This window comes from Alicyclobacillus fodiniaquatilis (assembly GCF_042678105.1).
Lineage (GTDB): Bacteria > Bacillota > Bacilli > Alicyclobacillales > Alicyclobacillaceae > Alicyclobacillus > Alicyclobacillus fodiniaquatilis.
In genome coordinates, this window is record NZ_JBHUCX010000075.1 from 48,426 (window position 1) to 73,695 (window position 25,270).

Here is a 25,270-nt window from a genome sequence, read left to right on the forward strand (position 1 = left end):
TTGGTGCCGATAATACCACACAATCTCCACTTGCAACCGTTCAAATAGAATGCCTCACAGAAAGCTTACCCATTTGTAATGATTTTGAAAGGATTGTGCCCTTTCCTTGCAAGACTTTAGGTGTTGAATAGAGTCCGTCAAGCAGGTTGACCACAGAAAAGAGGAGGCAAATCACAGTGAACAAAGGATACAAATTCGCAATTGGCGGTATCGCCGCAGCTGCTTTGGCAGGTATCACGCTCACCAGCACAGTGTTCGCCGGCAGTACAATGCCGCAAACCAAGATGCATGCTATGCCGAGCAAAATCACGGTATCGAAGGTTTATCCCGTAAACACCGCTCAAGTGGATTTGATGGCGAAAAATACGATGTCTCTGAAAGGCAAAACCATTACGTTGCAGGCAATGAACACCATGGGAACGAAGATGTCGAAATCAAAATCGACCATGATGGCGAAGTATAACGCGATGAAGAAGGGGTTTGTGTTGAACAATGGCAAGATGCTGACCCCTGGCGTGACTTACAAAGTTAAAGCCAACTGGGCCAAATTATCGATGAGTTCGTTCACCATCCCGAATCTTCTCAGTGTACAACAAGTGGGGAAAAACCGTCTCCTCGTGGTGTACGACCAAAAGGTTGATCCGATGTCCGCCACCACCCCCAGCAACTACTGGATTCAGAGCAATCAAGCGATGGCATCCGGCATTGCAGAACTCGGCATGAATGACAAAATGACATCAATGAATGGTTTGACCAAATCGGACGTCACCATTACGAAGGACGGAATGTCTGGGATGAAATATTTCTTCACGTTCTCATCAAACATTACTCCTGGCGTGAAATACACGTTTATGCCATGCAATGTGGACGCTCCTGGTTTAAGCATGTATGCTGGAGCAAATTTCAATTCGGACAGCGCAAACTCATTTGTCGGAAACACATCCGGCATGTAACATTGCGTAAGACAAGGCCGGACTGGAGCGTCTTGACTGCCTGGCTCCGGCCTCTTTTGGGTTATTACGGAAATCTATATCCCCTCTTTAAGCGTTTTCATCTCTTCACTGAGCACACCACCGCCCGCTCCCATGCGAGAGAGCGGGCGGTGGAAATAAAATACAAACGCTATGACATCTTTCTAGCCTTTTTTCCCAGTTGTTTTTAGGAAAATCAGCGTTTAAAGAGGGCGTTCCATGTTTGTGGCCCAACAATCCCATCCGCGGTTAATCCATGAGACATTTGAAATAACTTCACCGCAATCAAAGTTTTGGGGCCAAAAATTCCGTCTGCTTGACCAGCGTTGCTCTTCGGCAACTGGTTGATTCTTTGCTGTATTTCTTTTACATAAATCCCTTTGCTCCCGTATTGAATCAGATGCCCCGGATACGGATAACTCACGGTTGCACTACGAACCGCTACTGCCTTTTGTGCTGCACTTGTCTTGGAAGCTGCCATCGCTGTCACGGGCATGGCGAGTAAGCCTGCAATTGCAGCCGTAGAAATGATCCATTGTTTCTTCATTTAAAATTCCCTCTCCTTTAGGAGACGACCCAGCGTCGACTCCATTCTCGTTTGATTGTTAGACGGAGCAACCAGAAGGAATGTGTCAAAAAGAGAGTTAAAGTTTGAAAAAGTGATTTGTTCCATAATGAGCATGAAGAGCGACCTGCAAAATTCGCACCCTTTCAATCAAAATTGCCGAATACACAAAAAAAAAAGCGGACACCATTCAGTGCCCACTTTCATATAGAGCCAGATCATGCCCAATTCGAGGAACGCGTTTCACTACGATCCGTCGCAGGTGCGGGCGCAACAGACAGCGAGGAGATTTCGTCACGCCACTCTGATGTCATATCCACATCAATCGCAGCGAGTGAATCCTCCAACTGCGCTAAGTTTCTTGCCCCAATAATGGGCGCCGTGATTGCGGGATGGGACATCACCCATGCCACGGCAAGCGTTGCTGGGTTGATACCCTGCTCTGCAGCATAAGCATTAAATCGATCAGCGACAACAAAATTACTTTCATCTGCGTAACGAGCTGTATATCTAGCTTCATCAACCAATCGTCCTTGTTCAGGTCGCTTGTTCACCCCGTATTTACCAGTCAGTAGACCTCCACCTAATGGGCTGTAGGCAATCACACCCATTTGCTCCGACAAGGCGAGCGGCAAAATCTCAACTTCTACCTGACGTTTCACCAAACTATACATGGGTTGGATCAATTCAAAACGAGCGAGTTGCTCTTTCGCTGAAATCCCAAGCGCCTTCGCGATTTGCCAAGCTGCCCAGTTGCTCACTGCCGGATACAAAATCTTGCCCTGTGATTGCAGGTCATCAAGCGCCCGAAGCGTTTCTTCCATTGGCGTACACTCATCGAACATATGCACAAAGTAAAAGTCGAGACGATCCGTCTTTAACCGAAGCAAACTATCTTCAACCGCAAGCATGATATGACGGCGAGAAAGTCCTTTTGCATTGATGTCCTTTCCCATTGGAAAGAAGACTTTTGATGTGAGTACAATTTCATCCCGGCAATCGGCGATACACGACCCCAAGATCTCTTCCGAGCGTCCGGCACTGTACACGTTGGCTGTATCAAAAAAGTTAATCCCCGCTTCACGACATCGTGTAAACATCGCTTTTGATGTCTGTTCGTCAGCGTTTCCCCCAAACGACATCGTGCCAAAACATAAACTCGAAACTTGGACGCCTGTTTTTCCGACTGTTGAATATTTCACAATAAAACCTCCTCGTATTCAGGAATCATCTCGTTTGCGATCAGTGTTCTCGAACAGCTGATGTACGAAGGACAATGCGTGATTGCGGTGATCATGGTCGCGCACCGACATTTAAGCTATGTAAAGACACAGGGAAGCCCAGTCTGTGTCCTTCTTCGGTATCTATCATTACAAGCTAGAAACGTCTATCACAAAGCGATAGCGGACATCACTGCGAAGAACTCGCTGATACGCTTCGTCCACTTGATCAGCACGAATAACCTCAATTTTTGGAGCAATACCGTGCTCTGCGGAAAAATCGAGCATCTCTTGCGTTTCCCGAATTCCACCAACCAATGATCCTGCAATGCTGCGACGACCCATGATCAACGAAAACACCTGGTACTTGTCCGGTTCGGCGGGCGCACCGACATTAACGAGCGTGCCGTCAATGCGAAGCATGGATAAATACGCGTCTACGTCCAGATTTGCGGACACAGTATTTAAGATCACATCAAATCGGCTCGCGAGCTGAGAAAATGTAGCAGTATCGCTGGTTGCAAAATAGTGATCTGCCCCAAACTCCTGTGCTTCATTCTTTTTCTTCATAGACTGACTCAAAACAGTAACCTCAGCACCCAAGGCGTGTGCGTATTGGACAGCAAGGTGTCCGAGTCCACCCATTCCTACAATAGCAACCTTCTTGCCAGGTCCAACATTCCAGTGTTTCAACGGAGAATACGTGGTAATGCCCGCGCAAAGAAGTGAAGCTGCCACATCGAGGTTGAGCTTGTCTGGAATTCGAACGACAAACCCTTCTGTGACCACAATTTTTTGACTGTATCCACCGTACGTCGGATTCCCATCGTAGTCTAAGGAATTGTAGGTCGAGACGACACCTTTGGAACAATACTGTTCTTCACCGCTGAGACAATATTCACATGCTCCGCAGGAATCAACAAAGCACCCAACCCCTACGCGATCCCCTACGGCAAACTTGGTGACTTCTGCTCCGACCTCTGCTACAACGCCAGCGATTTCGTGACCGGGGACCATTGGGAAAATTCCACCGCCCCATTCATCAAACGCACTGTGGATGTCAGAGTGACAAATACCACTATATTGGATATTGATTAAGACATCGTGAGGACGCAATTCTCTCCGCTCAATGGTCGTCTTTTCAAATGGCGCTTTTGCTTGTGAAACACTTAGTACACGCGTTGTCGTCATGCGCTTTCACTCCTCATGCCGATAAGTGGATCGACATATAGTCAACGTTGATCAACATATGTCTATAATTCTAAATGTCATTGCGCTGAGCGCAATGCTTAAATACTCAGGATTTGTCGATTACTCAACAAACAGCTTTCGCACAATCGCTTTTTCAACCTGACTTCATCAGTGTTTCGCTCCAATTGACTGGTAAGACAATTCGATGTCTAACGATTTTTCTGACGTCAAATTCCTTGATTAGCTCCAATAATTCAATAGGCTCAGGTTTCACTAGAAGTCCTGTAAGCCAAGCGAGATAGCCAATCAAGTGTTGGGGGCGTAGTCCTTCTTTGCGCATGCTTCGCAGGGGCATCTGGCCGTTGCGTTTCGCCAATCTTTCCCCGTTCGAAGCGTAAATCAGTGGAACGTGGGCAAATGATGGCGGGGTGAGACCAAGCGCTTGATACAGGCATAGTTGGCGAGGCGTGGAATCCAGCAGGTCATTCCCACGCAACACATGGGTTACACCCATGGCCGCATCGTCGATGACCACAGCCAATTGGTAACCAAATACCTCATCAGCACGACAGACAACAAAGTCTCCACCTGCCCCAGCTGCGAATGTCTGTTTACCATACACTAGATCATCAAAGGCCATCGGAGTGTCCGGTAAAATGAACCGCCAAGAAGGCGTCTTATCAGTGGCTTTGCGTAACCGCTCCTCTTCGGACAGATAGCGGCATTTTCCGCTGTATGCAGGTCCTTCCGATGTAACCCCATGTGGAGCCACAGCGAACGCCCGGAGTTGTTTACGACTGCAAAAACAGGGATACAGTAAACCACGATTTTTTAATTCTTCAAACGCGGCATGATATAAATGGGTTCGATCTTTTTGGTGGTAAGGAGAGAAGGGGCCTCCCGACTCTGGGCCCTCATCCCAATCGATACCCAGCCAATGTAGATCTTCAAATAATGCGGCAATGTACTTTGGATGTAGACGTTTGTCATCCAAATCTTCGATACGGAGAATGAAAGTACCATTTTGTTGTCTGACCTGAAGCCACGCCAACAGCGCAGTCAGCGCGTTGCCAACGTGTAAATATCCTGAAGGTGTGGGTGCAAATCTTCCGCGAACTGTTGGACTTATCACCATAACCTGTTATTCACCACTCTCCGAATGCCTTGACGGATCGTGTCACTGAGCAGAACGTTCGCTGTCTAGATGGGCCATTTGCGACGCCGCATAGCGAGTTCCCGCAACGGATTCAATCGGAATTGCCGCTTCGATTCTCTCTAAATCGCCTTGGCTCAACTCCAATTTGAGCGCCTCCTGCGCCTCAACCAACTGGTCCCGACGTCGTGCTCCAATAAGTGGAATAATGTCGACTCCACGAGCGTAGACCCATGCCATGCTTATTTGGCTGACAGTCACATTCTTTTCTTCAGCAATCTTACGAAGCGCATCCACAAGCGCTAGATTTCGCTCCAGGTTTTCACCCTGGAAACGTGGCATCATGCCTCGGATGTCGCCTCTTTGCGAATGTTCTCGTGACCAACGACCACTCAATAACCCGCGGGAAAGCACACCATACGCCGTAATGCCAATGCCCAGTTCGCGAGCCGTAGGCAATATCTCTGCTTCGATACCTCGCGACATCAAGGAGTATTCAATCTGGAGATCGCAGATTGAATGAACCGATTGCGCACGACGCAGCGTGTCGGCGCCCACTTCCGAAAGACCGATATATCGGACATACCCTGCTTTCACCATATCTGCGATGGCGCCGATGGTTTCCTCAACTGGAACTGATGGGTCCATTCGGGCAGGTCGATAAATATCGATGTAATCCACGCCTAGGCGCTGTAATGAGTAAGACAGAAAGTTCTTGACGGCAATCGGCCTGCAATCATAACCAACGAATTCTCCTGACGGCGCCCGCAGCCCTCCGAACTTAACACTGATTAGCACGTCTTCGCGACGCTGACTTTGCAAGGCATCTCGGATTAAGAGTTCGTTATGACCCATTCCATAAAAGTCGCCTGTGTCTAATAAATTAACCCCCGCATCGAGTGCCGCGTGGATCGTCGCGATACTCTCCTGTCTATCTGCTTCCCCATACATGCCTGACATGCCCATACATCCTAAACCAATTCGCGAAACATTGGGGCCAAGTTTCCCCAGTTGATAAGCTTTCTCTTGCCTAGTCATTGGCAGTCCTCCTTAGAGATGATGCAGACCATTGGTGTTATGCAAATTCAGCGGGTGACGGCACCAAGACTCCGGCCTCTTTACAGGATCGTGAAACATTGGTTCATCGATCATTGTAACGTAAAACCGCGTTGTATCGTCTAGATAAGTGAACAACCACGAGGAGGTTTATCATGAACAAACAGCTTGCTTTCCTAACGGTCACAGGGCTGGCGTTATTGACTGTAGCGGGATGCGCGACGCCCCCGAATGGAAATGCCACCAAGAATCAACCGCTCACAAGTTCAACGACAAACACATCTGACGCTCATGTTGCTTCCCACTCGACGAAAGCGTCAAAGAATATAGCTTCAAACACAGGCAATAACGCGAGCAGTGTCCAGATTTCTTTGAGTGACGCAACGAGTTCTCACGCTAATTATGCGAATGAAATTGCATTGATCAAAAACAAAGGCTACTCGGTTAGTGGAACAACGCCGAATGCGACTGTCAAAACGTCTTCTGGCGCAACATTGTCAGCGTGGATAGGTATAACCGGGGGAGATGGATATAATCAGTTTGTCTTCTTCTTTCTCAACGGTAAGTATTTAGGGACAGACACTGCCAAACCCAGCGTAGCCATCACAAGCGCCAAAGCTGCTGGTGACAGCATTGCTGTTACTTATCCTGTGTACAAGAACAATGATTCTTTTGCCAATCCAACAGGAGCGCCTGTGACGATTACGTATACTTGGAATGGGTCAAAATTGGTTCCAAACAAGCCTTACCCAAAACAGTTCCAATCAGACACCACAACCAATCAAGATCGCAACCCAATTTCGAAGAAGTCCTATTCAACCACTGCCGAGGCGGCAAATCAGATCGCGAGCCTTCAAGCAGCTAAGACGGCATTTAGTGGAGGCCCACCCACGCTGAACTTAGGGCATGGTATTACCGCAAAAACAGATGCGGGCATGGGGCATGCAGGGTATCAATGGCATGAGGGAAATTGGACGATTGAAATCCTGTTTTACACCGAGAACAGCGGCGTAAAGCAGGTTGCAGAGAACATGGTCTCCTATCTACACACGCATATGCTGCCAGCCCCAAACAAACATGGCGCTATTGTCGTAAAAAGCGAGGATACGAACACAACCTTTAAGCCCAAAACCACCATTGCTTGGCAAGAAGGATCCACTGTGTATGAACTGCAACAAACGGGAAATCCAATTCAAGCACTCGAAACGGTCGTCGATCATCAATCGTAGACGACACTGCACCGCCCATTGGCTGATAACCATTGGGCGGTTTTCTGTACAAATCACACCCACTCAACATCACTTATGTTCGGCAATCCCTGATGTAGTTCTTCAAAAAAACAGCGACGTACTTTGGATGTAGACGCTTGGCATCCAAATCTTCAACGACTTGAATCCAGAGCCCGCAAAATATCCTTTACCAAAACCGCTGTTATCGAATCACGATTGTGTTCATTTAAGTCGATTATCTTTACAGACTTAGTATATTTAATTTTGTCTATTTCAGGATGACTATCTACAGGAACTGTTCCAAGCACGACATGGTTTCCGGAGAAGATTTCTTGTATCTTTTTCTGAAAAGAGGCGGATAGCATCTGCATGAATCCGATTTCATCAATGACAATGACCTTTTTCACAGGCAAGGCATCCTCTAAAACCTGAATCGCAAAGTTCTCGAATTGATTTACGTCAATTCCATATCTTCCAACTCGGATTTTACTAGGATTCTCCACATTCGCAATCTCTACACTTTCACCACTTACGGACACACATCTGAAGCCGATTCGCTCACCTGAATTGGTGATTTCCTCCGTATAGAATCCACCACAAAGATGAGAACCGATTGCATTCACAAGTTTCTTTACCATGGTGCTCTTGCCCATTCTCGGCTTTCCCGTTAGTAAAAATGCAGTTTTCGTATGTTTACACTCCTCGTCCAATCGTGGCAGTAATTTATCATTCGGTGGATTCAAATGCCACGTCTCATATGGGACTGTGGTTGCCGCACTTAGTGCATCCAGCGTAAATGATTTTATATTTGGCCACTTTATGTATTTAACGCTCGTGGGTTGCCCATATTTGTTGCATTTCCGAGTCGTGTTTCAATAGAAACGCTAAAGTTCCCTGCGCGTGAATTTTTCCTTCAGACAAAACGATAATATGGTCAGCCCGCTCCATGATACCGAGACGATGAGATACAATCAAACACGTCCCTCGTCGGGGCCCGGTGATCCGGTCCCAAATCATCTGCTCTGTGGCTGCGTCGAGCGCGCTCGACACGTCGTCCATCACCAAAAGTTCTGGGGCTCGGACCAAGGCTCTTGCAACGGCAACGCGTTGGATCTGGCCGCCCGAAAGTCGGCTCGCTTTCGAACCCACCGATGCATCAAGGCCGCCTGCCATCATGGCAATGTCCTCTTCAAGCACTGCAAGGCGAACGGCCTGCTGCAGTTCCAATTCGTTCGTCGAATACCCCAAAAGGATGTTTTGCCGGATGGTGTCGTCAAATAATTGCGGCACCTGAGGCACATACCCACACCGCGGAGACGCCAAAAACGCGCGGGGATCAACAACTCGATGACCGTTCCACCATATCGTTCCAGATTGAAGTGGCAACAACCCCAAAGCGCATCGCAACAACGTGGTTTTCCCCGCCCCGACACGACCCGTGATGACCGTGATCGACCCCCGAGGCAGTGAAAAGCTCACGTTACGAATTCCACATTCAACAGCGTATTCGAAGCGAAGGTCTCGGACCTCGAACGTCTCCAGTGGCCCCTGCATGACCTGAATGCCGCCCTGCGGCTTACGGGACCTTGCATGAGTCGCAATGACTCCGACAGATGGGGTCCCAGTGAGCGAGACAAGACGCGTTTGCGCAACGGCTGTTTGCCTTCGTGTCGTCAGAAATTGCCCCAGCCAGACGGGCAATCCAGTCACGTAATAAAGGTAATTGATAAATAGGGCAAAGTCGCCGACCGTGAACGCGCGAGTTTGCATCAAGTGGGCGCCGATAAGTAACATGATGCCGGTGCCGAGATTGGATGTGTTCAAGGACATCGCACTCATCAACGTACTCAGGGATTGATCTCGCCGCATCGCCTTGCGACGATGCTGGTTGGTCTCCATTAGCCGGTTTACGACCCCTGCTTGTGCATTTCCGATCACAATGCTAAGCCATCCGTTGAATATCTCGCCAAGCAATTCGTCCACTCTGCCACTGGTCAACCGCATATTGTGCCGATAGCGTTCTATCAGTCTGGAAAATTGCTGCACGATGACAACAACGCCCAACACGGGCGCCACAACAACGACGGTCATGAGGACGCTGATATGCACCATGACGATCACGGCTAGTACCATAAAGACCATCTGACCCAAAACGAACGGTGCAGCAAGAGCGAACTCCACCATTTGATCGACGTCATCGCGAAATCTACTCACTGCTTCGCCCGAAGATACCGCAGTTACTGCATTTATCGGTTGCTTCATGAGGCTGCCGAACATATTTTTGCGAAGTGCGGCTCCGGCAGTATATTTGTAGGTAATATCCCCAAAGACCGCAGCCGACGTAAGCACCAATCTCCCAATAGAAACAGCCACAAACAAAGCCAGCAACGTAGACACGTTGATTCCCGAAACAGCGCTGTTCGTGAGGCCGTCAAAGATATTGCGAACAATCAACGGCGGAATCAGTTGGAGCATCAGAAAGGCCGTCCAAAAAGCGGCGGAGAGGCTATATGAAGTTGGATTGAGGCGGATCAACGGGAGCAAAAGCTGCTTTAGGCTCATGTGATTTCCCCTCCATTCAGTCTCCATACCGACGAGAACGCCGAACTGGGATCACCTTGCAAATCGGCGCGCTTTCCGAATTCCCGAATCCCCCCTCCATCAAGAAGCATAATCCAATGTGCATGCATGATTGTCCTCGGGCGATGAGCGATGATCATCGCCGTTCTGTTGGCAAGCAACCGCGCAATCGCACATTGAATGGATTCTTCTGTCAACGGATCGAGCCGGGATGAAACTTCGTCCAATATGACGACGCGCGGATTGCGAATCATTGTCCGCGCGATGGACAATAACTGTGCTTCGCCAGCGGAAATTCCAGAATCATTTGCGTCTAAAACCGTGTCCAACCCATTCGGCAATCGCTCCAACCATTGGCGCAAACCGCATTCCTGCAACACATCGATCAAAACAGCGTCATCGTGATCTTTTCGGAAGAGAGTCACATTGTCCCTGACAGTTCCTCTAAAAATATGAACCGATTGTGGTACGACTCCGACGTAATCTCGCAACTGTTTCAAGTCGGCTTGACGAATGTCAGCGCCAGCAATACGCACTGAGCCGGTTTGCGGGTCGTACAACCGTACTAGCAAGTTTGCAAGACTTGTCTTTCCGCTCCCGGTGGGCCCGAGTACCCCAACAACCTCGCCCGGGGGTACTGAAAAAGTCATGTCGTGCAGAACCGGTTGAGTAGGGTCATACCCAAAGGTGACTTGTGAGAATTCAACCTTCGGAGCATCGTCACCAAAGACAACCCCAGGACCATTTGCCACGTCGCTCTGAAGAGAACGCAACTCCTCAACCCTGCTGATGCTCGCACTGGCCGCCTGAAAGTCCTGAAACTGAGATACTAAAGCATTAATAGGCACAATGACGAGTTGAAGATAGTATTCCAACAAAAACACGGTTCCGATGCTGATGAGGTGGTGTCGGTATTCGGAGATACTCAAAAATAAGGCGAGCGCCTCACCGAAAACAAACAAGGAACTGATCGCGATAAAGGTGACATTGGACAATCTCCGGGCTCGTCTTGTCACATGCAACAGGCGATTCAGTATGGAACTAAGTTGGCCCAACACAAAGGCCCTGCCCCCATTGGTTCCGATATCCTCAAGTCCAAGCAGTCTTTCTTCGATGAACCCAAACAAATTGGCATTTGTTTGACGAGCCTCCTTCCATTCTGCCACGCCCAGGGAACGCATCCGACGCAAAACAAGAATCGCGATGAGATCGAATAACCCCACAAATAACCCAAGACGCAGATTCATGCTCAGGACGACAACAATGATGCCAATTAAAAAGAGAGAATTGCCTACGATCTGAACCGTGAATTCCGAGAAGAAATTCGCCAGAAGCCCAATGTCACCGTCAACGCGCTCAATCAAGTAACCTGTAGTGTTTTCGTCATAAAAACGCCCCCCGAGCCCCAACAGTCGTCGCGTCAAATCCTCACGCAACTCGTTCGTCGAGGACATCGCGATATCGGCGCTAACATACGCCTCGATTGCGCCCAGAAGCATTTGCAGAAACGAAATGGCAATAAAAGCAAACGCGATGACAAACAAAACGTTCAGGGTCTCGTCGCTTTGGGCATCATCGACAAACGCGGACAATAGCAAAGGACCCACAACCTGGACACCAATGGAGGAGCACGTGAGGCACGCAAGTAGAAGCATCTTCATTTTCCGTCGCCCGAGATACTCACGGAGTAATCCCCGATAACCATGTGTCCTTTGGTCTTCTATAACGCTAGTGATTTTACCCTGTAGGCGTTGCAAGATTGGTGCCCCCTATTTGCACAGGGAGCTTGGAGAGGAATTAACGGAGATGAACAGTCCCGTACGACACAAAAAGACATATCGCTGAGGGCACTTTATAACTCCAATCCATGCATCCCTTGTATGGTTAAAGATAGGCACACAAAACCACATACACGCAGTGACAGTGATGCCTTTTTCTTTTGATCAACCATTACAGGGCCTTCAACATGGCGAAGTCATGATTCCCCTTTCGATACATCTCCAGTCCTTATTGTAAATCCCTCGAACAATTTTGTAAATAATTCCGAACTTTACTGACCGACCTCGCCATCGTCCTCGTCTGCGCGCTGATCCTCGTCAAGGGATCGCTGAGTTGTTGCACGTTAGCGACGCTACTGTCAAAACGGATAAAAAGAGGCCGAAAGCCGAGTAAAAAACATGTATCACTCGACCCTTTATTACAAACCCACGGAACACAAACAAAATCGGGGCCGTCTCTCAGCAGTTTTCATTGTTATCGAGACGGGCCCCGCCACATAAACAATCAGTATGGCTTCTTATTCAAAGTGTATAAGCTTTCTTCAGAAGTTCAATCACTTCTTCTATTGTGAGGCCGAAAGATTTGTAGTATGAAGCGTCGACAACCATTTGTTTCAAGATCATTTCATTGCGCATTTGCAACTTCTCCTCGGATGAAAATTCGGCGACAAAGCAACCTTTACCGGTTACTGTATTGATCAAACCGCTACGTTCGAGCTCTTCCCAAGCTTTCTTTACGGTGATAATGCTAACGCGAAGCTCCAGAGCGGCTTGCCGAATCGGCGGCAAGCAATAGCCGCTTTCCAGCTCACCCTTCAAAATTTGAGCGCTAATTTGTTCGAACAGCTGCTGATAAATCGGTTTTTCAGATGAATTCGAAATCGATACGTTCATTGGATCTCCACTTTTAAGAACCGTTTGATCGCAATTCGACAAGCAATCACTGTGAAGGCGATAAATATGACAACGCCCGCGACCAGGATGGATAGTTGAAGTGCCGTATTGTCCACGCCAGCACCATTGAAAATGTCAGACACAAAGGCGCTCTGAATGCCCAGCCATTGCGCAATTCCAGCAAAAAGCATAGCGGCCACAACGGCTACGAACACGGCCTGACCGTATTTATATGCTGTCTTGTAGTGCATGGTTATAAAGATAATATTGTAAATCGCCAGCATGACAAAGCACAGTCCCCAAAAGCCCATGTGCGGCGCGAAGAAATAGTAGGTCAAATGTGGGTATAGGTGAACCGTTATCAAACCGTAAATCATGGCAATCAAAATATGCAGTAATTCCAAGATGACAATCACCGCCACCCTTGCCTTCACCATGTCTTTTTTGGTTACAGGCATCATGGTGGTGAAGAGCAAATCGTGCTGGGTTCTAAATCCAGCGAACATATTCGGCACGGTTATCCAGCAAAAATACATCAGGACAATAAAATAGATCCATCCAGGAATGAGCATTAAAGCCCCCATTAAAAATGGTAGTAAAAAAAACACGGGATTGACGCCTAATTTTAAATCCTTCATCACTAAGTTATACATACATATCCTCCTTCTTCGCGAAGTAGATCATGATTTCTTCGAGATTCGGCGTAGTCGCTTTAATATCGGAAGCAGCATCGAAGTCACAGGCGCGGATCAAGCCCGTAAAGCCGAACGAGTTTACTTTGTAGGAGATGAGTTGGGCTTTCACGTGATTCAACTGGCTTTCGCTGCCGTTCAGCAAGAGATACGACTCCATAAATTGTTCTTTTTCAGAGCTGTGGATAATTTGCCCATTATGGATATAGGTAATAAAATCCGCGCACTTCTCCAAGTCGGATGTAATGTGAGTGGAGAAAAGAATGCTGATTTCGCCATCTACGACGAGTTCTTGAAAAATATCCAGCAGATCATCTCTTGAGACCGGATCAAGCCCGCTTGTCGGCTCATCGAGGATGAGCAGCTTCGCGCCATGGGACAAGGCAAGGGCCAAATTGTACTTGACTTTCATGCCCGTCGACAATTCGACGATTTTTTTGTTCTCATCCAATTTGAACCTTCTCAGATAATTGTTATAAGTCCCATCATCCCAATTCGCGTAGAACGTCTTAACCACATCGGTCAACGTCTTGATTTTGCTTCGAGTATAGAAGTCAGTGCCGCCAAATGCGTATCCGATTGCCTGTTTCAACTCGATCTCGTGCTCGGCAATGTTCTTGCCCAAAATACGTACCTCACCGCTATCGAGATGAACCATGTTCAAGATCGATTTGATGGTGGTTGTTTTTCCTGCGCCATTGGCACCAATAAAGCCCATGATATAACCTTTTTCCAGTTGAAACGATACATCCTTTAACTCGAAATTTTGATATTTCTTGTTTAAATTTCTGATATCTAATGCCAGCATGCGGAACCTCCTCTTCAAACTGTATATATCGGATATGCACAATATACACTGAGGTGCTGAGCAAATCAACAATCAATGTTTTTTTTCCACGATCACGCGAATCTGAGCGAATCCTGTTTGAAGATTGGTCGATGATTCGGAAGCATCAGCGCTTAAAAACGGACCACGGCGGTTGATCTCCCTGAGATATTTTGTTTAACTAACTATATAATTTTTTTAGACAGGACTAGAGGGAGATTAGACCATGACGAACGAAGCACGGCCGTCGGTTTCTCCAGCTCCGAGACCCGATGGCTATAAATGGGTGGCCCTGTCCAACACGACAGTTGGCGTACTATTGGCCACGATTGACGGTTCTATTATGATTATCGCGATGCCCGACATCTTTCGCGGCATCCATCTCAATCCGCTGGCCCCCGGAAACAGTTTTTATATGTTGTGGATGATTTTGGGTTACCTAGTCGTCAGCAGCGTTCTGGTCGTGAGTGTGGGCCGTCTCGGCGATATGTTCGGTCGAGTCCGCATGTATAACCTTGGTTTCGTGATTTATACGGTGGCTTCACTCCTGCTAACGATTGACTGGATGACTGGTCAGGCCGGGGCCAACTGGCTTATCGTCATGCGGATTGTCCAGGGCATTGGCGGCGCCTTTATAACCGGCAACTCCGCCGCCATCCTAACGGACGCTTTTCCTACAAATCAACGCGGCTTGGCGCTCGGCATCAACAATATTGCCGGAATCAGCGGCAATTTCATCGGACTGGTCCTAGGTGGGATTTTGGCGCCCATCGATTGGCGGCTGGTATTTTTGATCTCGGTCCCGTTCGGGCTCTTTGGCACCATCTGGGCCTATCTCAGGCTGCGCGACAATGGGATTCGCCGCCGTGAACCGATAGATCTGTGGGGCAACGCTTTGTTCGCTGTAGGACTGACTTTGATTATGATCGCGATCACGAGCGGGATCCAACCCTACCGCACCCACGCCATGGGCTGGACCAATCCCAAGGTATTGGGAGAACTCGTGGCAGGCGTGCTTTGCCTGATCACGTTCGGCTTCTGGCAGACAAGAAATCCCTACCCTATGTTTCGCTTGTCTCTGTTTAAGATTCGAGCCTACACATTCGGTGTGTTCTCCAGCTTTCTCTCCGCCATCGCCCGAGGCGGGCTCATGTTCATGATGGTCATTTGGCTACAGGGGATATGGCTCCCGCTGCACGGCTTCAGTTTTACAATTACACCGCTTTGGGCGGGAATATACATGTTGCCGCTGAGCGGAGGGATCATGCTAGCTGGACCTATTTCCGGTTTCCTGTCCGACCGGTTTGACGCGCGCCTCTTTGCCACCGGAGGTATGCTGGTAGCTGCCATCGGATTCTTTTTGCTGCATCTCTTGCCAGTGGACTTCGTCTATCCCGCCTTCGGTGGCGCCCTCTTGCTGATGGGGATGGCAAACGGCACCTTTGCGTCTCCGAACCGAGCCAGTGTGATGAACAGCCTTCCACCGGAGCACCGAGGAGCGGGTGGCGGAATGAACTCGACGTTTCAGAACTCCGCGCAGGTGCTGTCCATGGGTATCTTCTTTTCGCTGATGATTGCTGGGCTCGCACACACATTGCCCACCACCATGACTTCCGGCCTGGTGGCCCATGGCGTGCCTTTGGCAACCGCGGAACGAGTATCGCACCAGCCTCCGGTATCGATTTTGTTTGCCTCCTTCTTGGGCTACAATCCCATCCGTACGCTTTTGGGCACGAACGTGCTGGCTCATCTGTCCAAGGCAAATTACGCGACAGTGACCGGTCGGATGTTCTTTCCATCACTGATCTCCCCACCGTTTCGGTCGGGACTTCATGATGCGCTGATCTTCGCCATTATCGCTTGTTTGATCGCAGCTTTTGCCTCATGGTCGCGGGGACGCCGATATGTCCACGGAGAACAAACCGACGAGCCTTCCACCAAAGCCTGAATCGCGGCTCGTCCACGACGACATGCCGAGATGGGAGGTCGATTCCTACAAAAATAGCGGGCCTCGCTTTGCACGAGCCCCGCAGATCATTCACCTATTTCTTAACTGTTCGTCGTAGAACCACCCGAGCTACCCGTTGATGAACCATTCACCGTCAACGTCAACTGTTTGCTGGAAGAAAGATTGTTCGCATTAGTCACCGTTACAGTAAAGGTATACTGACCTGCACTTCCTGTTGGCGTCCCAGAAATGACACCTTGGTCGCTCCGCGTCAAACCTGCAGGCAGTGAGCCGCTGGTCACCGTCCATTTCATCGGATCGACACCACCGATTTCCACAACATGCGCTGAACTGTCTTGGTGTAACGAATATCCAGTTCCCTTGTTTGTGGATGGATGACAAACGTATGCGGAACATTTGCTAACGGTAAATTTGCATTCAAGTGCGCATCATTCGCATTGTCACCCATGTACGGATTCTTGAACTTAACGATATTTGCAAAGTCATTGGTCAACGGATTCAACTGAGCTACCAGGTATGCCTGTTGCTGACGATGGATATTGGGTTTTATTACAATCTCTACAACGCAGAGGGTTAGCACACCAATTATAAGAAGAACCATAATTAAGATATTTCGTCTTTTTGTCACTCTGACACCCCCAATATTTCAACCAAGCGACGAACCCTCGTGAAATACAACGGGATAAACACAGTGACAAACGGAAGAAGCACAGACACCACAAGTTCTGCAAACATGTACGGTCCATCAACATGAATTGCGCGACTAAACCAAATGTTACTGGCGAACCGTACCCCCAACACAAAGCACTCCGAAATAACAACGTAAACACCCCAAAGAACCCAAACGACTCTGGCAGTGTTTTTAATCCTCTCAACGTTGATAACTCTCGTTGTGCCGTCTGTTTCTCGACGAGACAACAGTGAGATATACACGCCCCCTATAATGACAAGGAGCAGCGTAAGTGCTGTGTTTGCAAGAACGCCTGCGTGAAAGAACCGCAAGGGTATCGTCACAATCCAGGGAATCAGAGTATACAACACCGCAAGTTGAGCAAGCTCACGCTTAAGTGGATTTAGCGGAACTTGCTCAGTGCCCTCAATCAGTAATTCCGCGTTGCCAAGGCTCTTTACCGCATGATCGAGAGCCACCTGATAAGACGCCCCCTCCGACATTTCATCATCGATTCGTGCTTGAAGATTGGCTAACACTTCATCACGAAGTTCTTGTACACCCTTTTTATGTTCGTATTTTGCGAAGAAACGATTTACATACCGTTCCAGGTCATTCATTATATACCCTCCCCCGGTATGTGATTAACTGATTGATTAAGTCCCGCGCGGCTTCCCATGAAACTAAATTGCTTTTATACAGGGAAATTCCGTCATCTGTGAGTCGATAATACTTACGTCTCCCGCCTTGTGTTTCATCGCCCCAATACGACTCGATCATCTTTTGTTTTTCGAGCCTTCGTAGACATGCATACAACGTAGGTTCCTTCAGTTCGTATGCTCCTTCACTTCGTTGGCGTATGGCTTTGATGATCTCGTACCCGTAATGATCCTTTGTTAACAAGACACACAAAATGATGGTGTCAATGTTGCCCCGAATTAAGTCGCTATTTACAGACTCGCTCAACGTATCACCTCAACCCATCAAACGCACATTACTATATCACATATAGTTATATATCTGATGCTGATTACTGTCAACGTTAACTTAGCCCAAACATTGGGAAATTCGTTGCTTTTATTCGATTTGGGTGTAGTCAGAGATGAGCAAAGCCGTATTCAGCGGGATCGTGGGACTCTCGCTTTTTGCAGTGGGATGCAATAGTCCTGCCTCTTAAGCCCCGTTATATAATTGGACAACACCTGATGAATTAAGGGACAGGAGGCGTTGTCAGTGGAGAGGCGTAAGTTTTCACAGCAGTTTAAAGAGCAGGTCGTGAAAGAATGTATAGGAACCGGTAATGCGGCTATCGTTGCCCGCAAACACGAGATTCGACCGAATGTAGTCAATCGTTGGGTGAGCCAATATCGCAACGAAACACTCTGTGCGAGTAAACCTCACACCATATCAACGAACGCGACAAATGAAGCATATCGGCAGTTGCTGGCCGAGAAAAGGGAACTTGAGGCAGCGAATGAACAAATCAAAAAGACGCCTGGTGAACAAACTCTGGAAGTTTCAATTCTGCGTGATTTGTTAAAAAATCAAACCCTCACTTACGGAAAAAATAACGGTTGCGAAGAAGTGGATAGCCAAAGGCTATGGGATTAGTCGGGTGCTACGTATTGTGTGGGTCTCTCGTTCCACTTATTACTTTCTTCAGACACATGAGCAAAAGATCCGCGTTTATCGTGGTGGAAGACCCATTCCTGGTTATTCCATGACGAAGGATGGGCATAAGGTCAGCGACGAACAAATCAAAGAATGGTTGTTAGAGGAGAATTGGTTATGGATACGTCAAACTGATGGTGCAATTAAAACGTCATCATCAATTGATGATTAATAAAAAGAAGGTCTATCGACTGAGTAAGGAAATGGGTGTGTTAAAACCGCAGCGTCAGTTGCAACGGAAGTATCCGAGGAAGTTAGCCCGAAACCGCACGGTGATGGGGCCCAATCAACTCTGGGAAGCCGATTTGAAATATGGGTATATCCATGGAGAGGACAGGTTTTTCTATATTTTGTCTTACATCGATGTATTTGACCGTCAAATTGTGGGCTACTACATTGGGTTGCGGTGCGATGCGAAAGATGTGGTCATGACATTAGAGAGCGCGCTGTGGAAACGGAAGTTATTTACTGATGGACAAGCAATGCCTGTCATTCGCTCGGATAACGGACCACAATTTATTAGTCACACGTTTGGGCAAGCATGTGAACGGTTGGGGATCGAACACGAGAGAATCCCGCCAAAGACGCCAAACATGAACGCACATATTGAGGCATTTCATCGTTTGCTCGAAGATGACCGTCTATCTGCAGCGGAGTTTGAAACGCACGCCGTTGCCTATGAAACGGTGGACACATATATGCGATGGTACAATCATGAGCGAATTCACTCGAGTATTCACTACCTGTCGCCGATCGATTTTCATCGTGAATACTTAAAACGCGGACCGTTTCCATTCAAACCAATATTTGTTTAAAAATAGGAAGACCATCAATTCTGACGATATATAAGCCATAGTCTGAATTGTGAGTTAGTTTTTTAAAAAACATCGGTTGTCCAATAAGAAGGGGTTGACCCGGTCTCGTGGATGTCGCTGTCTTAAAAATCCTCGCAACTGTGCGTCCAACTCCGGATTATTCCCTTTCAATTTGTTATGTTCCTTTGAACCGCACGCTAAGTGATCGAGAGTGTCATTACCGACTCTTGCTTTACATCGATGGTTGCGTCATTGGGAGCCAACTTCCTACCCGTGATGTAGCAGATGGACTTTTCTCTTTCTAATTCTTCGGGGCCATTCATAAGACGATGACGTTCCCACCTGGCAGCCCTAACCATTTGACTTGCTCTCTTTTTAGTACAGCGAGAAAGTATTCTTGAGTTGCATGTAAAAATCTGAATTACATTTTCCATCACGATTCATCTCTATTGCTTCTCGACGGATCGAATCGGATAATTACGGATTATGTCTTAGTCCAATGTCCAGTTAGGGAGTGTTTTGGTGGCAAAGAGATAGTGTGCGAACACTTTTCGCATTGCATTAGACGGTCATATATCTCTCGCATTTTCGGATTCCCACAGTTTGGACAGAGCTCCCCTTGAACGAATGTTGTACTATTTCTTGCACCACTACCGCATCTCTTGCAGATATAATATCCATTATCATCCTGTACGGTAGCTATGCGACTATCAATCAATTTCTGGCATGCCCACCAATGATTCAAATAGACTTTGTAATCGTGACCGGAGCCATGAGCACACGACACTATCGTAGTGCTGTATCTTGCGCTTAGCTTTTTTGAGTATGCGAAGTCATTAAGCATATTTTCATTACACATTCGGCACCTCAAATGTTCCCGTAGTTCACTTAGACGATTCACCCATCCCGCTAGGCGATTAACATATGCATTAGGATCAGATATCTCATCAATGTCGGGGATATATTACACATCTTGAAAAACTCCAACAACGACCAATGATTCCACGGCAACGAGGTATCTGCCTGTATACGGGCTCCAAGAACCCTCGGATTGCTCTTTGCGCTGGAACATCCTCGCCCTGCTCGTGGGCGTTTGCAGCATTGTCGGTGTGATCGGTAATGGGACACCTAATTGATTGAGTGTTGTACTCGCCTTTTCCTTGATTTCCTTGAGACGATTAAACATGTTCGGCACTTGAATTCACTCCCATTTCGTCTACATAAATCAGGCAAGCGTAACTGCTACCCGGATGTGATTGTCCTGTAGAAACTTGTAAATAACTAACGAGACAACTCCAAGTACCAATCCAAAACCGCCAAACAAATATGACAGAATCCCTAAAAGGAATAATTTAGGGATTCCAATCATACCCGCAACCCAATCAATCACCAATGCAACTACAATAGACTCAATGATAAGCATCATTTATCACTCCCTTTACTCAGCTCAAGAATAGTAATGCCAGTCATTCTGTAATAGGATTGAAGGCAATCACACCATCAGATGGGCATGGCCAAGGGAGAAAGTCGAAAAAATCCCGCATCATTTTCGCCTTCTCAGCAAGCTCCAAGACGGCTCTCGGGTCTTGAGAAGCTACTATATCCCGTTGAATTTGTATGTACTCCTCGTATTGCCTCATAAGTGAATCCACCACACCGTCAATTGCCGTTCTCGTATCTGACCAGTATTGGTCAATCGAATCAATGTATTTGCTCAACAAATCTTCCTTGTGAATTGCCTCAAGAAGCTTCTTGGCAAGTCTCTCTTTCCAACCATCACCTACGACAGCTCGAACAACCAAGAATGTTCCCAGGGCAATTGCGATACCAATTGTTACTGGTCCACCAATTGCGGCTACGGCGGATACTGCTGCAGCTCCACCACCAACAGATATCCCTAATGAAGATAGTAGACCCACTCCTTGGGTAACCAATATATATCCACCCAAGTTCCCCAATGTACCTGCCCAAAGTCCGAGTCCTCCGAGGACTGTAACACCCGCTAGACCGCCGGCTAATGCACCCTTAAAATCAAAAGGCGCTCGAACAGGCCCCGTCGTTATTCGTTCTGGTTGGGCCAGAGACTTCTCCGCTTCCTTGAAAAATCGAGTAACAATTTCATTAAATTGAACGGTACTTGTTTCGATAACCTTCTGCAACTGTACATAGTAACTGTCCGACACATTACCGGCTAAATACTCTTGCGCCTGTTTCTTGCTATATTTTTTATCTTCAATGATTGACTTGATCTTCTTAACCGTGACTTCTTCTCTTTCCCATATCCGCATGTCATCACGGTTTTTTTTGCGGTGCTGTTCGAGCTCTTTGATGACCTCGGTCTTGTTGGCCTGGAGCTCGTTGAATTTCCCGTACTTCTCACGTTCAAGTTTTTGCATCTCTGCTTTTGCTGCTTCAATATTGTGGACTACCGATTCATAATATTGAACTTGGTGCTCAAAGTACCCTTTGGCCTCTTGCCTGAGTTCACAAATGGTCTGAGACAACCCCTCTTTTCGGATTGGTGGAAGAATTTCCTCAAGCAGGTATATAAGCTGGGACTCAAACTGGCGGCGTAACCCCTCTGCGTCATCTTCGATTGCGTATGTAAAAAACCTTTTCCGAAGTGCTGGATAGAATTGATCAGCTTCCAAACGGAAATGTTGGCGAACAAGCTCTTCAGAAATCTGTGTCGCAATGGTAGAGTATCCCCGTTCCAGCACCATAGGAATGTTCTCTTCCCCAACAAATTTGGCTTGAGAAGCCACGACAAACAAGTTTGAAAGAACAGGAGCATGGCCAGACAAGTGAATTGTGGGCAAACGGTGAACTATTTCTTTAAGGAACAGAACATCCTCATGTTTGTTGAAAAAGGCGTTACTTTGGCATAAGAACACAGTAGCATCCGCTTGCTCTCGAGCTCTCTGCGAATAAACGGTGTCACTTACACTTTCTGTTCCAAAGCCGGGCAAATCTACGATGTCGCACGCCAGCAATATGGGGGAATCAACGTAGACAACTGCCGAATCAACAGTTTTTGCATATTCCTTTGAGTCACGATTGCAATATTCCTCTAAAATATCAAGTGACCCTCCGGCTATTTTCTGAGCCCGGCAATATTCTTCATCATGAAACCGCCGGTAATTCCATCCCTTTGATTCGCTTTCAGATTTGAATACCCAAACCGTGTCCTCCATCCATGTTGGCCTATCATTGATGTGCTTAACATACACGGTTACTGCGGTGGTTGGCGTCCACTGAGATTTCAATAGACGGGAGATACCCGTCAAAGAATTGATCATACGGCTCTTCCCAGCATCAGAGGGTCCAATAAATGCAACCAATGGTTTCGAACCGTAAACATGCAAGACATTATGAATATCGTCAATCCTTTGTACGTCAGCTTCTTTGAATTTCTCATCAACAAATTGCCTGTAACGAGGCTCGATGTATTGGTTCAGGGTATTACGTCGAATTACCAAATCCGAATACACGTCGTCAACCTCTACGGCTTGCGGTTGGGATATTTTGAATTTCAGTACCTCATCGGGTGTCATCCCCGCTACCCTACATAGTTTCAGAAAAAACTCTAGTGAAATTGCTCTTGAACCATTTTCAATTCGAGAGATAGTGTCTTGTGCAACCTCCATCTGTTCGGCTAATTGAGCCTGGGTCCAATTGAGCTTCTGCTCTCGAAAAGCCTTTAGGTCAAAATCATCCATGGGTCAAATGCCACTCCTATACCATCTTTTGGACTATGGAGTAGACATTACACCATACCTCACCGGATATCAATATACAATTATGTCGTTTTGACATATTATCAATAACAATATTGTTGAAAGTTCATATTTTGTGATTTGATTTTTAGACGAATAGAAATATCGGGCCAAATCCTGGCCCGTATATCACATCTTGCTATACAGTTTCAAGTCCTTGGTGGAGGTGAGGCGTAACGAACCCGCGTCCAACGTGCGAGAGAGTATGTTGCACTTTTGAATAATACGTTTTGTTAGCTTCTTTAAAAGATAATACCACAGCAGTAAGTGAGTTTTAGTTTGTATCAAATGGAAGCACCTTAGGCATCCATGAATATTAAACGGTCGTTTCTAAGACTTTGTAAGCTGGTTTGGACGTCCGACTAATAACGCTTGGTAGTGGGGCATCCAAACTCATCTCAAAATCAAGGTATCACAAATTAGCTATATCATCAGGTTTTAAGACATCAAAGATGGCCTTGTGGAAATAAAAGAGAGCCTATGACGCAGTTTCGCGCGTATGTCGCCCATACCCCTAGGTGACTCTACTCTTTTTTATTTGCTTTCGTTCCCGAACAATAAGCGATTCATGCGGGCAAATAGATCAGCGCACTGATACCGATTCAGAGACTGCATAGGTGATGGAGCCGAGGCACTGCTAGGCCCCAAATCATACATGGACGATTTGTAAGCTCGGTAAATTAAAGCAACAACGTCGGTTACCTCGTCTGACTTGCCTGTTGCTTGATTAGTAACATATCCCGGCAAGTCACTACTTGCGTCCATATTGGTCACCAATTGAGGATTAGCTCGAATTAGGTTCACTGCCGTCGGAAACATTTGCAACAGGTGGTTATAGTCGGACTGAAGCACGTTTTCTCCTTGTGGATCTGGTTCTGGTGGTCCATCATCACTAAAAGCGTCCTTATCCATAACGATTGTCGCCTGTGTCAACATTCGCTGAAGTTGTGCTGCTCGTTTTTCCCCCATTTGATTGACAATCTTTTGCCAATTGCTGTTAAGGGCACTGTGCATTACGGAACTATCCTTTTGGTTCGTGGCTAGGGATGTGTTGTTACTTTGCTGGTGTCGCGCATGATTTAAAGTACCGTAAATGCCACCTGCAGCAATGATCAACGCAGCAACACCCGCAGTGATACTGCCGATCCAACGAGGAAACCGAGACTGGGGTCGTGCCTTCTGATTTTGAATTTCGGACAACATCTGTTGTTTTGCTGAATCGCTCAAATGGTGCTTTGGCATCTTATCGAATTCCTGCAACAATGTGTCTTCATTTTGCGATTTCACTAAACCACCCTCTCCTCTTGAGTTCCTGTCGTGCGGCTTTCAAAGCACGGTGCAGCGTAACGCCAACACGATTTGAGGTCCAGCCTAAGATCTGTGCCGTATCTTCCGATGTCATATCCATAACCGACCGACACAAAACCACTTGCCGGTATTCGGGTTTCATTTCTTCGAACACTGTTAACAGTTGGGAAACCGTAACATTTGATGCAGCTACTGTTTCAGTCCCCGCGTAAGAATCAGGAATGACCTGTACATCCTCAATCACCGAAGTTACGTGACGTTTATGTTGCCTTAACACATCAATCGCCGAGCGTCTTGCAATCTGCAGCAACCAGGGCTTTGGACACTGAATATGATTTCCATGTTCGAGGCTCCGCATGGCTTTGATAAATGTCTCTTGCGTCACGTCTTCTGCCAGGGATCGGTCTTTTAACAAGTACACTAGAAACGTAAAAACTTCGTCCGCATATTGGTGAAACAAGTCCTCTATTTGCAAACAGTACCTCCTCCAATCGCATTCACTGATTAAGACGATGCCATACAGGCACTTCATTACACTCAGTTTTCCGATAATAGCCCAATCACGCAAAAAAAGCGCGGCATCGATCGCCACGCTTCATAAATAGAGGAGAGGAGGGAGTTTTTTAACCACAGTTGCTTATTCCTGTTAAGCTGGCCGGGTAGCTCGGGCACCTTGCAGTATCCTCACCGCCTTAAAACTGTGCGTGACATAGGTTAGACCGTCTATGAGGTGTTACAAATCAATCACCCCTTATCATACTAGGGAAAATTCAGATAGAATGAAAATGACAGTTCTCGATTCAGAACATCAACCAATTGTTGTCAAGGTGAAAAAATATACAAAGGACCAATATGCGGCTGATATTTGTGAAGTGTACGGGCTTAAGTATATTGTTGTACTCGATT

The 25,270-nt window shown here is 47.2% G+C and carries 25 protein-coding genes; 5 read left to right on the plus strand and 20 right to left on the minus strand.

Annotated features, from left to right (window positions below; translation table 11 throughout):
• The first annotated feature begins 176 nt into the window (after positions 1-176).
• Positions 177-953 (plus strand): hypothetical protein, encoded by a 777-nt coding sequence (locus ACFSB2_RS19065; protein ID WP_377944683.1) that lies wholly within the window; start codon positions 177-179, stop codon positions 951-953.
• A gap of 214 nt (positions 954-1,167) precedes the next feature.
• On the opposite strand, the gene ACFSB2_RS19070 is transcribed toward ACFSB2_RS19065, so the two are convergent.
• The 5 genes from ACFSB2_RS19070 to ACFSB2_RS19090 form a co-directional block, all read right to left on the minus strand.
• Positions 1,168-1,518, minus strand: coding sequence for a peptidoglycan-binding domain-containing protein (locus ACFSB2_RS19070; RefSeq protein ID WP_377944684.1), 351 nt, complete (start codon positions 1,516-1,518; stop codon positions 1,168-1,170).
• A 236-nt stretch (positions 1,519-1,754) separates the two neighbouring features.
• Positions 1,755-2,738 carry an aldo/keto reductase gene (locus ACFSB2_RS19075; RefSeq protein ID WP_377944685.1) on the minus strand — a complete coding sequence of 328 codons (984 nt, stop codon included), beginning with the start codon at positions 2,736-2,738 and terminating at the stop codon, positions 1,755-1,757.
• A gap of 168 nt (positions 2,739-2,906) precedes the next feature.
• Positions 2,907-3,947 carry an NAD(P)-dependent alcohol dehydrogenase gene (locus tag ACFSB2_RS19080; protein WP_377944686.1) on the minus strand — a complete coding sequence of 347 codons (1,041 nt, stop codon included), beginning with the start codon at positions 3,945-3,947 and terminating at the stop codon, positions 2,907-2,909.
• A gap of 154 nt (positions 3,948-4,101) precedes the next feature.
• On the minus strand, positions 4,102-5,082 hold the full coding sequence (gene gluQRS / locus ACFSB2_RS19085) for a tRNA glutamyl-Q(34) synthetase GluQRS (protein ID WP_377944687.1): 981 nt from the start codon (positions 5,080-5,082) through the stop codon (positions 4,102-4,104).
• Positions 5,083-5,124: 42 nt separating this feature from the next.
• Positions 5,125-6,138, minus strand: coding sequence for an aldo/keto reductase (locus ACFSB2_RS19090; protein WP_377944688.1), 1,014 nt, complete (start codon positions 6,136-6,138; stop codon positions 5,125-5,127).
• Between the two features lie 173 nt (positions 6,139-6,311).
• On the opposite strand from ACFSB2_RS19090, the gene ACFSB2_RS19095 reads away from it, so the two are divergent.
• Complete coding sequence (locus ACFSB2_RS19095) at positions 6,312-7,385, plus strand: LppP/LprE family lipoprotein (protein WP_377944689.1); 1,074 nt, start codon at positions 6,312-6,314, stop codon at positions 7,383-7,385.
• 152 nt (positions 7,386-7,537) lie between these two features.
• Here the strand turns inward: ACFSB2_RS19095 and ACFSB2_RS19100 are convergent, their stop codons facing one another.
• The 6 genes from ACFSB2_RS19100 to ACFSB2_RS19125 all read right to left on the minus strand — a co-directional run bounded on the left by ACFSB2_RS19100 (position 7,538) and on the right by ACFSB2_RS19125 (position 14,137).
• Positions 7,538-8,128 (minus strand): nucleoside-triphosphatase, encoded by a 591-nt coding sequence (locus ACFSB2_RS19100; protein WP_377944690.1) that lies wholly within the window; start codon positions 8,126-8,128, stop codon positions 7,538-7,540.
• An 82-nt stretch (positions 8,129-8,210) separates the two neighbouring features.
• Positions 8,211-9,947 carry an ABC transporter ATP-binding protein gene (locus ACFSB2_RS19105; RefSeq protein ID WP_377944691.1) on the minus strand — a complete coding sequence of 579 codons (1,737 nt, stop codon included), beginning with the start codon at positions 9,945-9,947 and terminating at the stop codon, positions 8,211-8,213.
• A complete protein-coding gene (locus ACFSB2_RS19110) occupies positions 9,944-11,626 on the minus strand; it encodes an ABC transporter ATP-binding protein (RefSeq protein ID WP_377944725.1) in 1,683 nt (560 codons plus the stop codon). Before ACFSB2_RS19110 ends, ACFSB2_RS19105 begins: the two co-directional genes overlap by 4 nt.
• A 639-nt stretch (positions 11,627-12,265) precedes the next feature.
• Positions 12,266-12,637 (minus strand): GntR family transcriptional regulator, encoded by a 372-nt coding sequence (locus ACFSB2_RS19115; protein ID WP_377944692.1) that lies wholly within the window; start codon positions 12,635-12,637, stop codon positions 12,266-12,268.
• Entirely contained in the window at positions 12,634-13,290 is a 657-nt protein-coding gene (locus ACFSB2_RS19120; RefSeq protein ID WP_377944693.1) for an ABC-2 transporter permease, read from the minus strand. The genes ACFSB2_RS19115 and ACFSB2_RS19120 overlap by 4 nt, the downstream gene beginning before the upstream one ends.
• Positions 13,283-14,137 (minus strand): ABC transporter ATP-binding protein, encoded by an 855-nt coding sequence (locus ACFSB2_RS19125; protein WP_377944694.1) that lies wholly within the window; start codon positions 14,135-14,137, stop codon positions 13,283-13,285. The genes ACFSB2_RS19120 and ACFSB2_RS19125 overlap by 8 nt, the downstream gene beginning before the upstream one ends.
• 244 nt (positions 14,138-14,381) lie before the next feature.
• Here ACFSB2_RS19125 and ACFSB2_RS19130 point away from each other — a divergent pair, with 244 nt between their 5' ends.
• Positions 14,382-16,103 carry an MFS transporter gene (locus ACFSB2_RS19130; RefSeq protein ID WP_377944695.1) on the plus strand — a complete coding sequence of 574 codons (1,722 nt, stop codon included), beginning with the start codon at positions 14,382-14,384 and terminating at the stop codon, positions 16,101-16,103.
• A gap of 101 nt (positions 16,104-16,204) precedes the next feature.
• Here the strand turns inward: ACFSB2_RS19130 and ACFSB2_RS19135 are convergent, their stop codons facing one another.
• From ACFSB2_RS19135 to ACFSB2_RS19150, 4 genes are read right to left on the minus strand one after another with little or no spacing between them, the layout of a single operon-like run.
• Positions 16,205-16,441 carry an Ig domain-containing protein gene (locus ACFSB2_RS19135; protein WP_377944696.1) on the minus strand — a complete coding sequence of 79 codons (237 nt, stop codon included), beginning with the start codon at positions 16,439-16,441 and terminating at the stop codon, positions 16,205-16,207.
• Positions 16,414-16,752, minus strand: a complete 339-nt coding sequence (locus ACFSB2_RS19140; protein WP_377944697.1) for a hypothetical protein — start codon at positions 16,750-16,752, stop codon at positions 16,414-16,416. The genes ACFSB2_RS19135 and ACFSB2_RS19140 overlap by 28 nt, the downstream gene beginning before the upstream one ends.
• Positions 16,749-17,414: a permease prefix domain 1-containing protein gene (locus tag ACFSB2_RS19145; RefSeq protein ID WP_377944698.1), complete on the minus strand. Its 666-nt coding sequence runs from the start codon at positions 17,412-17,414 to the stop codon at positions 16,749-16,751. Before ACFSB2_RS19145 ends, ACFSB2_RS19140 begins: the two co-directional genes overlap by 4 nt.
• Entirely contained in the window at positions 17,407-17,760 is a 354-nt protein-coding gene (locus ACFSB2_RS19150; protein ID WP_377944699.1) for a PadR family transcriptional regulator, read from the minus strand. Before ACFSB2_RS19150 ends, ACFSB2_RS19145 begins: the two co-directional genes overlap by 8 nt.
• Positions 17,761-18,027: 267 nt before the next feature.
• Between ACFSB2_RS19150 and ACFSB2_RS19155 the strand changes: the two genes are divergently transcribed.
• Positions 18,028-18,405, plus strand: coding sequence for a transposase (locus ACFSB2_RS19155; protein WP_377944700.1), 378 nt, complete (start codon positions 18,028-18,030; stop codon positions 18,403-18,405).
• Between the two features lie 170 nt (positions 18,406-18,575).
• A complete protein-coding gene (locus ACFSB2_RS19160) occupies positions 18,576-19,280 on the plus strand; it encodes an IS3 family transposase (RefSeq protein ID WP_377944726.1) in 705 nt (234 codons plus the stop codon).
• A 964-nt stretch (positions 19,281-20,244) separates the two neighbouring features.
• On the opposite strand, the gene ACFSB2_RS19165 is transcribed toward ACFSB2_RS19160, so the two are convergent.
• The 5 genes from ACFSB2_RS19165 to ACFSB2_RS19185 form a co-directional block, all read right to left on the minus strand.
• Complete coding sequence (locus ACFSB2_RS19165) at positions 20,245-20,475, minus strand: hypothetical protein (RefSeq protein ID WP_377944701.1); 231 nt, start codon at positions 20,473-20,475, stop codon at positions 20,245-20,247.
• 30 nt (positions 20,476-20,505) lie between these two features.
• Complete coding sequence (locus ACFSB2_RS19170) at positions 20,506-20,703, minus strand: hypothetical protein (RefSeq protein WP_377944702.1); 198 nt, start codon at positions 20,701-20,703, stop codon at positions 20,506-20,508.
• 43 nt (positions 20,704-20,746) lie between these two features.
• Positions 20,747-22,999, minus strand: coding sequence for a helix-turn-helix domain-containing protein (locus tag ACFSB2_RS19175; protein ID WP_377944703.1), 2,253 nt, complete (start codon positions 22,997-22,999; stop codon positions 20,747-20,749).
• 591 nt (positions 23,000-23,590) lie between these two features.
• Positions 23,591-24,343: a hypothetical protein gene (locus ACFSB2_RS19180; protein ID WP_377944704.1), complete on the minus strand. Its 753-nt coding sequence runs from the start codon at positions 24,341-24,343 to the stop codon at positions 23,591-23,593.
• Entirely contained in the window at positions 24,327-24,839 is a 513-nt protein-coding gene (locus ACFSB2_RS19185; RefSeq protein ID WP_377944705.1) for an RNA polymerase sigma factor, read from the minus strand. Before ACFSB2_RS19185 ends, ACFSB2_RS19180 begins: the two co-directional genes overlap by 17 nt.
• Positions 24,840-25,270 lie beyond the last annotated feature (431 nt).

Excerpts from the sequence above, each read along its gene's own strand:
- ACFSB2_RS19070 (WP_377944684.1), bottom strand. The coding sequence starts at position 1,518 with ATGAAGAAACAATGGATCATTTCTACGGCTGCAATTGCAGGCTTACTC.
- ACFSB2_RS19080 (WP_377944686.1), bottom strand. The coding sequence starts at position 3,947 with ATGACGACAACGCGTGTACTAAGTGTTTCACAAGCAAAAGCGCCATTT.
- gluQRS (WP_377944687.1), bottom strand. The coding sequence starts at position 5,082 with ATGGTGATAAGTCCAACAGTTCGCGGAAGATTTGCACCCACACCTTCA.
- ACFSB2_RS19090 (WP_377944688.1), bottom strand. The coding sequence starts at position 6,138 with ATGACTAGGCAAGAGAAAGCTTATCAACTGGGGAAACTTGGCCCCAAT.
- ACFSB2_RS19095 (WP_377944689.1), top strand. The coding sequence starts at position 6,312 with ATGAACAAACAGCTTGCTTTCCTAACGGTCACAGGGCTGGCGTTATTG.
- ACFSB2_RS19105 (WP_377944691.1), bottom strand. The coding sequence starts at position 9,947 with ATGAGCCTAAAGCAGCTTTTGCTCCCGTTGATCCGCCTCAATCCAACT.
- ACFSB2_RS19110 (WP_377944725.1), bottom strand. The coding sequence starts at position 11,626 with ATGAAGATGCTTCTACTTGCGTGCCTCACGTGCTCCTCCATTGGTGTC.
- ACFSB2_RS19115 (WP_377944692.1), bottom strand. The coding sequence starts at position 12,637 with ATGAACGTATCGATTTCGAATTCATCTGAAAAACCGATTTATCAGCAG.
- ACFSB2_RS19120 (WP_377944693.1), bottom strand. The coding sequence starts at position 13,290 with ATGTATAACTTAGTGATGAAGGATTTAAAATTAGGCGTCAATCCCGTG.
- ACFSB2_RS19125 (WP_377944694.1), bottom strand. The coding sequence starts at position 14,137 with ATGCTGGCATTAGATATCAGAAATTTAAACAAGAAATATCAAAATTTC.
- ACFSB2_RS19130 (WP_377944695.1), top strand. The coding sequence starts at position 14,382 with ATGACGAACGAAGCACGGCCGTCGGTTTCTCCAGCTCCGAGACCCGAT.
- ACFSB2_RS19145 (WP_377944698.1), bottom strand. The coding sequence starts at position 17,414 with ATGAATGACCTGGAACGGTATGTAAATCGTTTCTTCGCAAAATACGAA.
- ACFSB2_RS19170 (WP_377944702.1), bottom strand. The coding sequence starts at position 20,703 with ATGCTTATCATTGAGTCTATTGTAGTTGCATTGGTGATTGATTGGGTT.
- ACFSB2_RS19175 (WP_377944703.1), bottom strand. The coding sequence starts at position 22,999 with ATGGATGATTTTGACCTAAAGGCTTTTCGAGAGCAGAAGCTCAATTGG.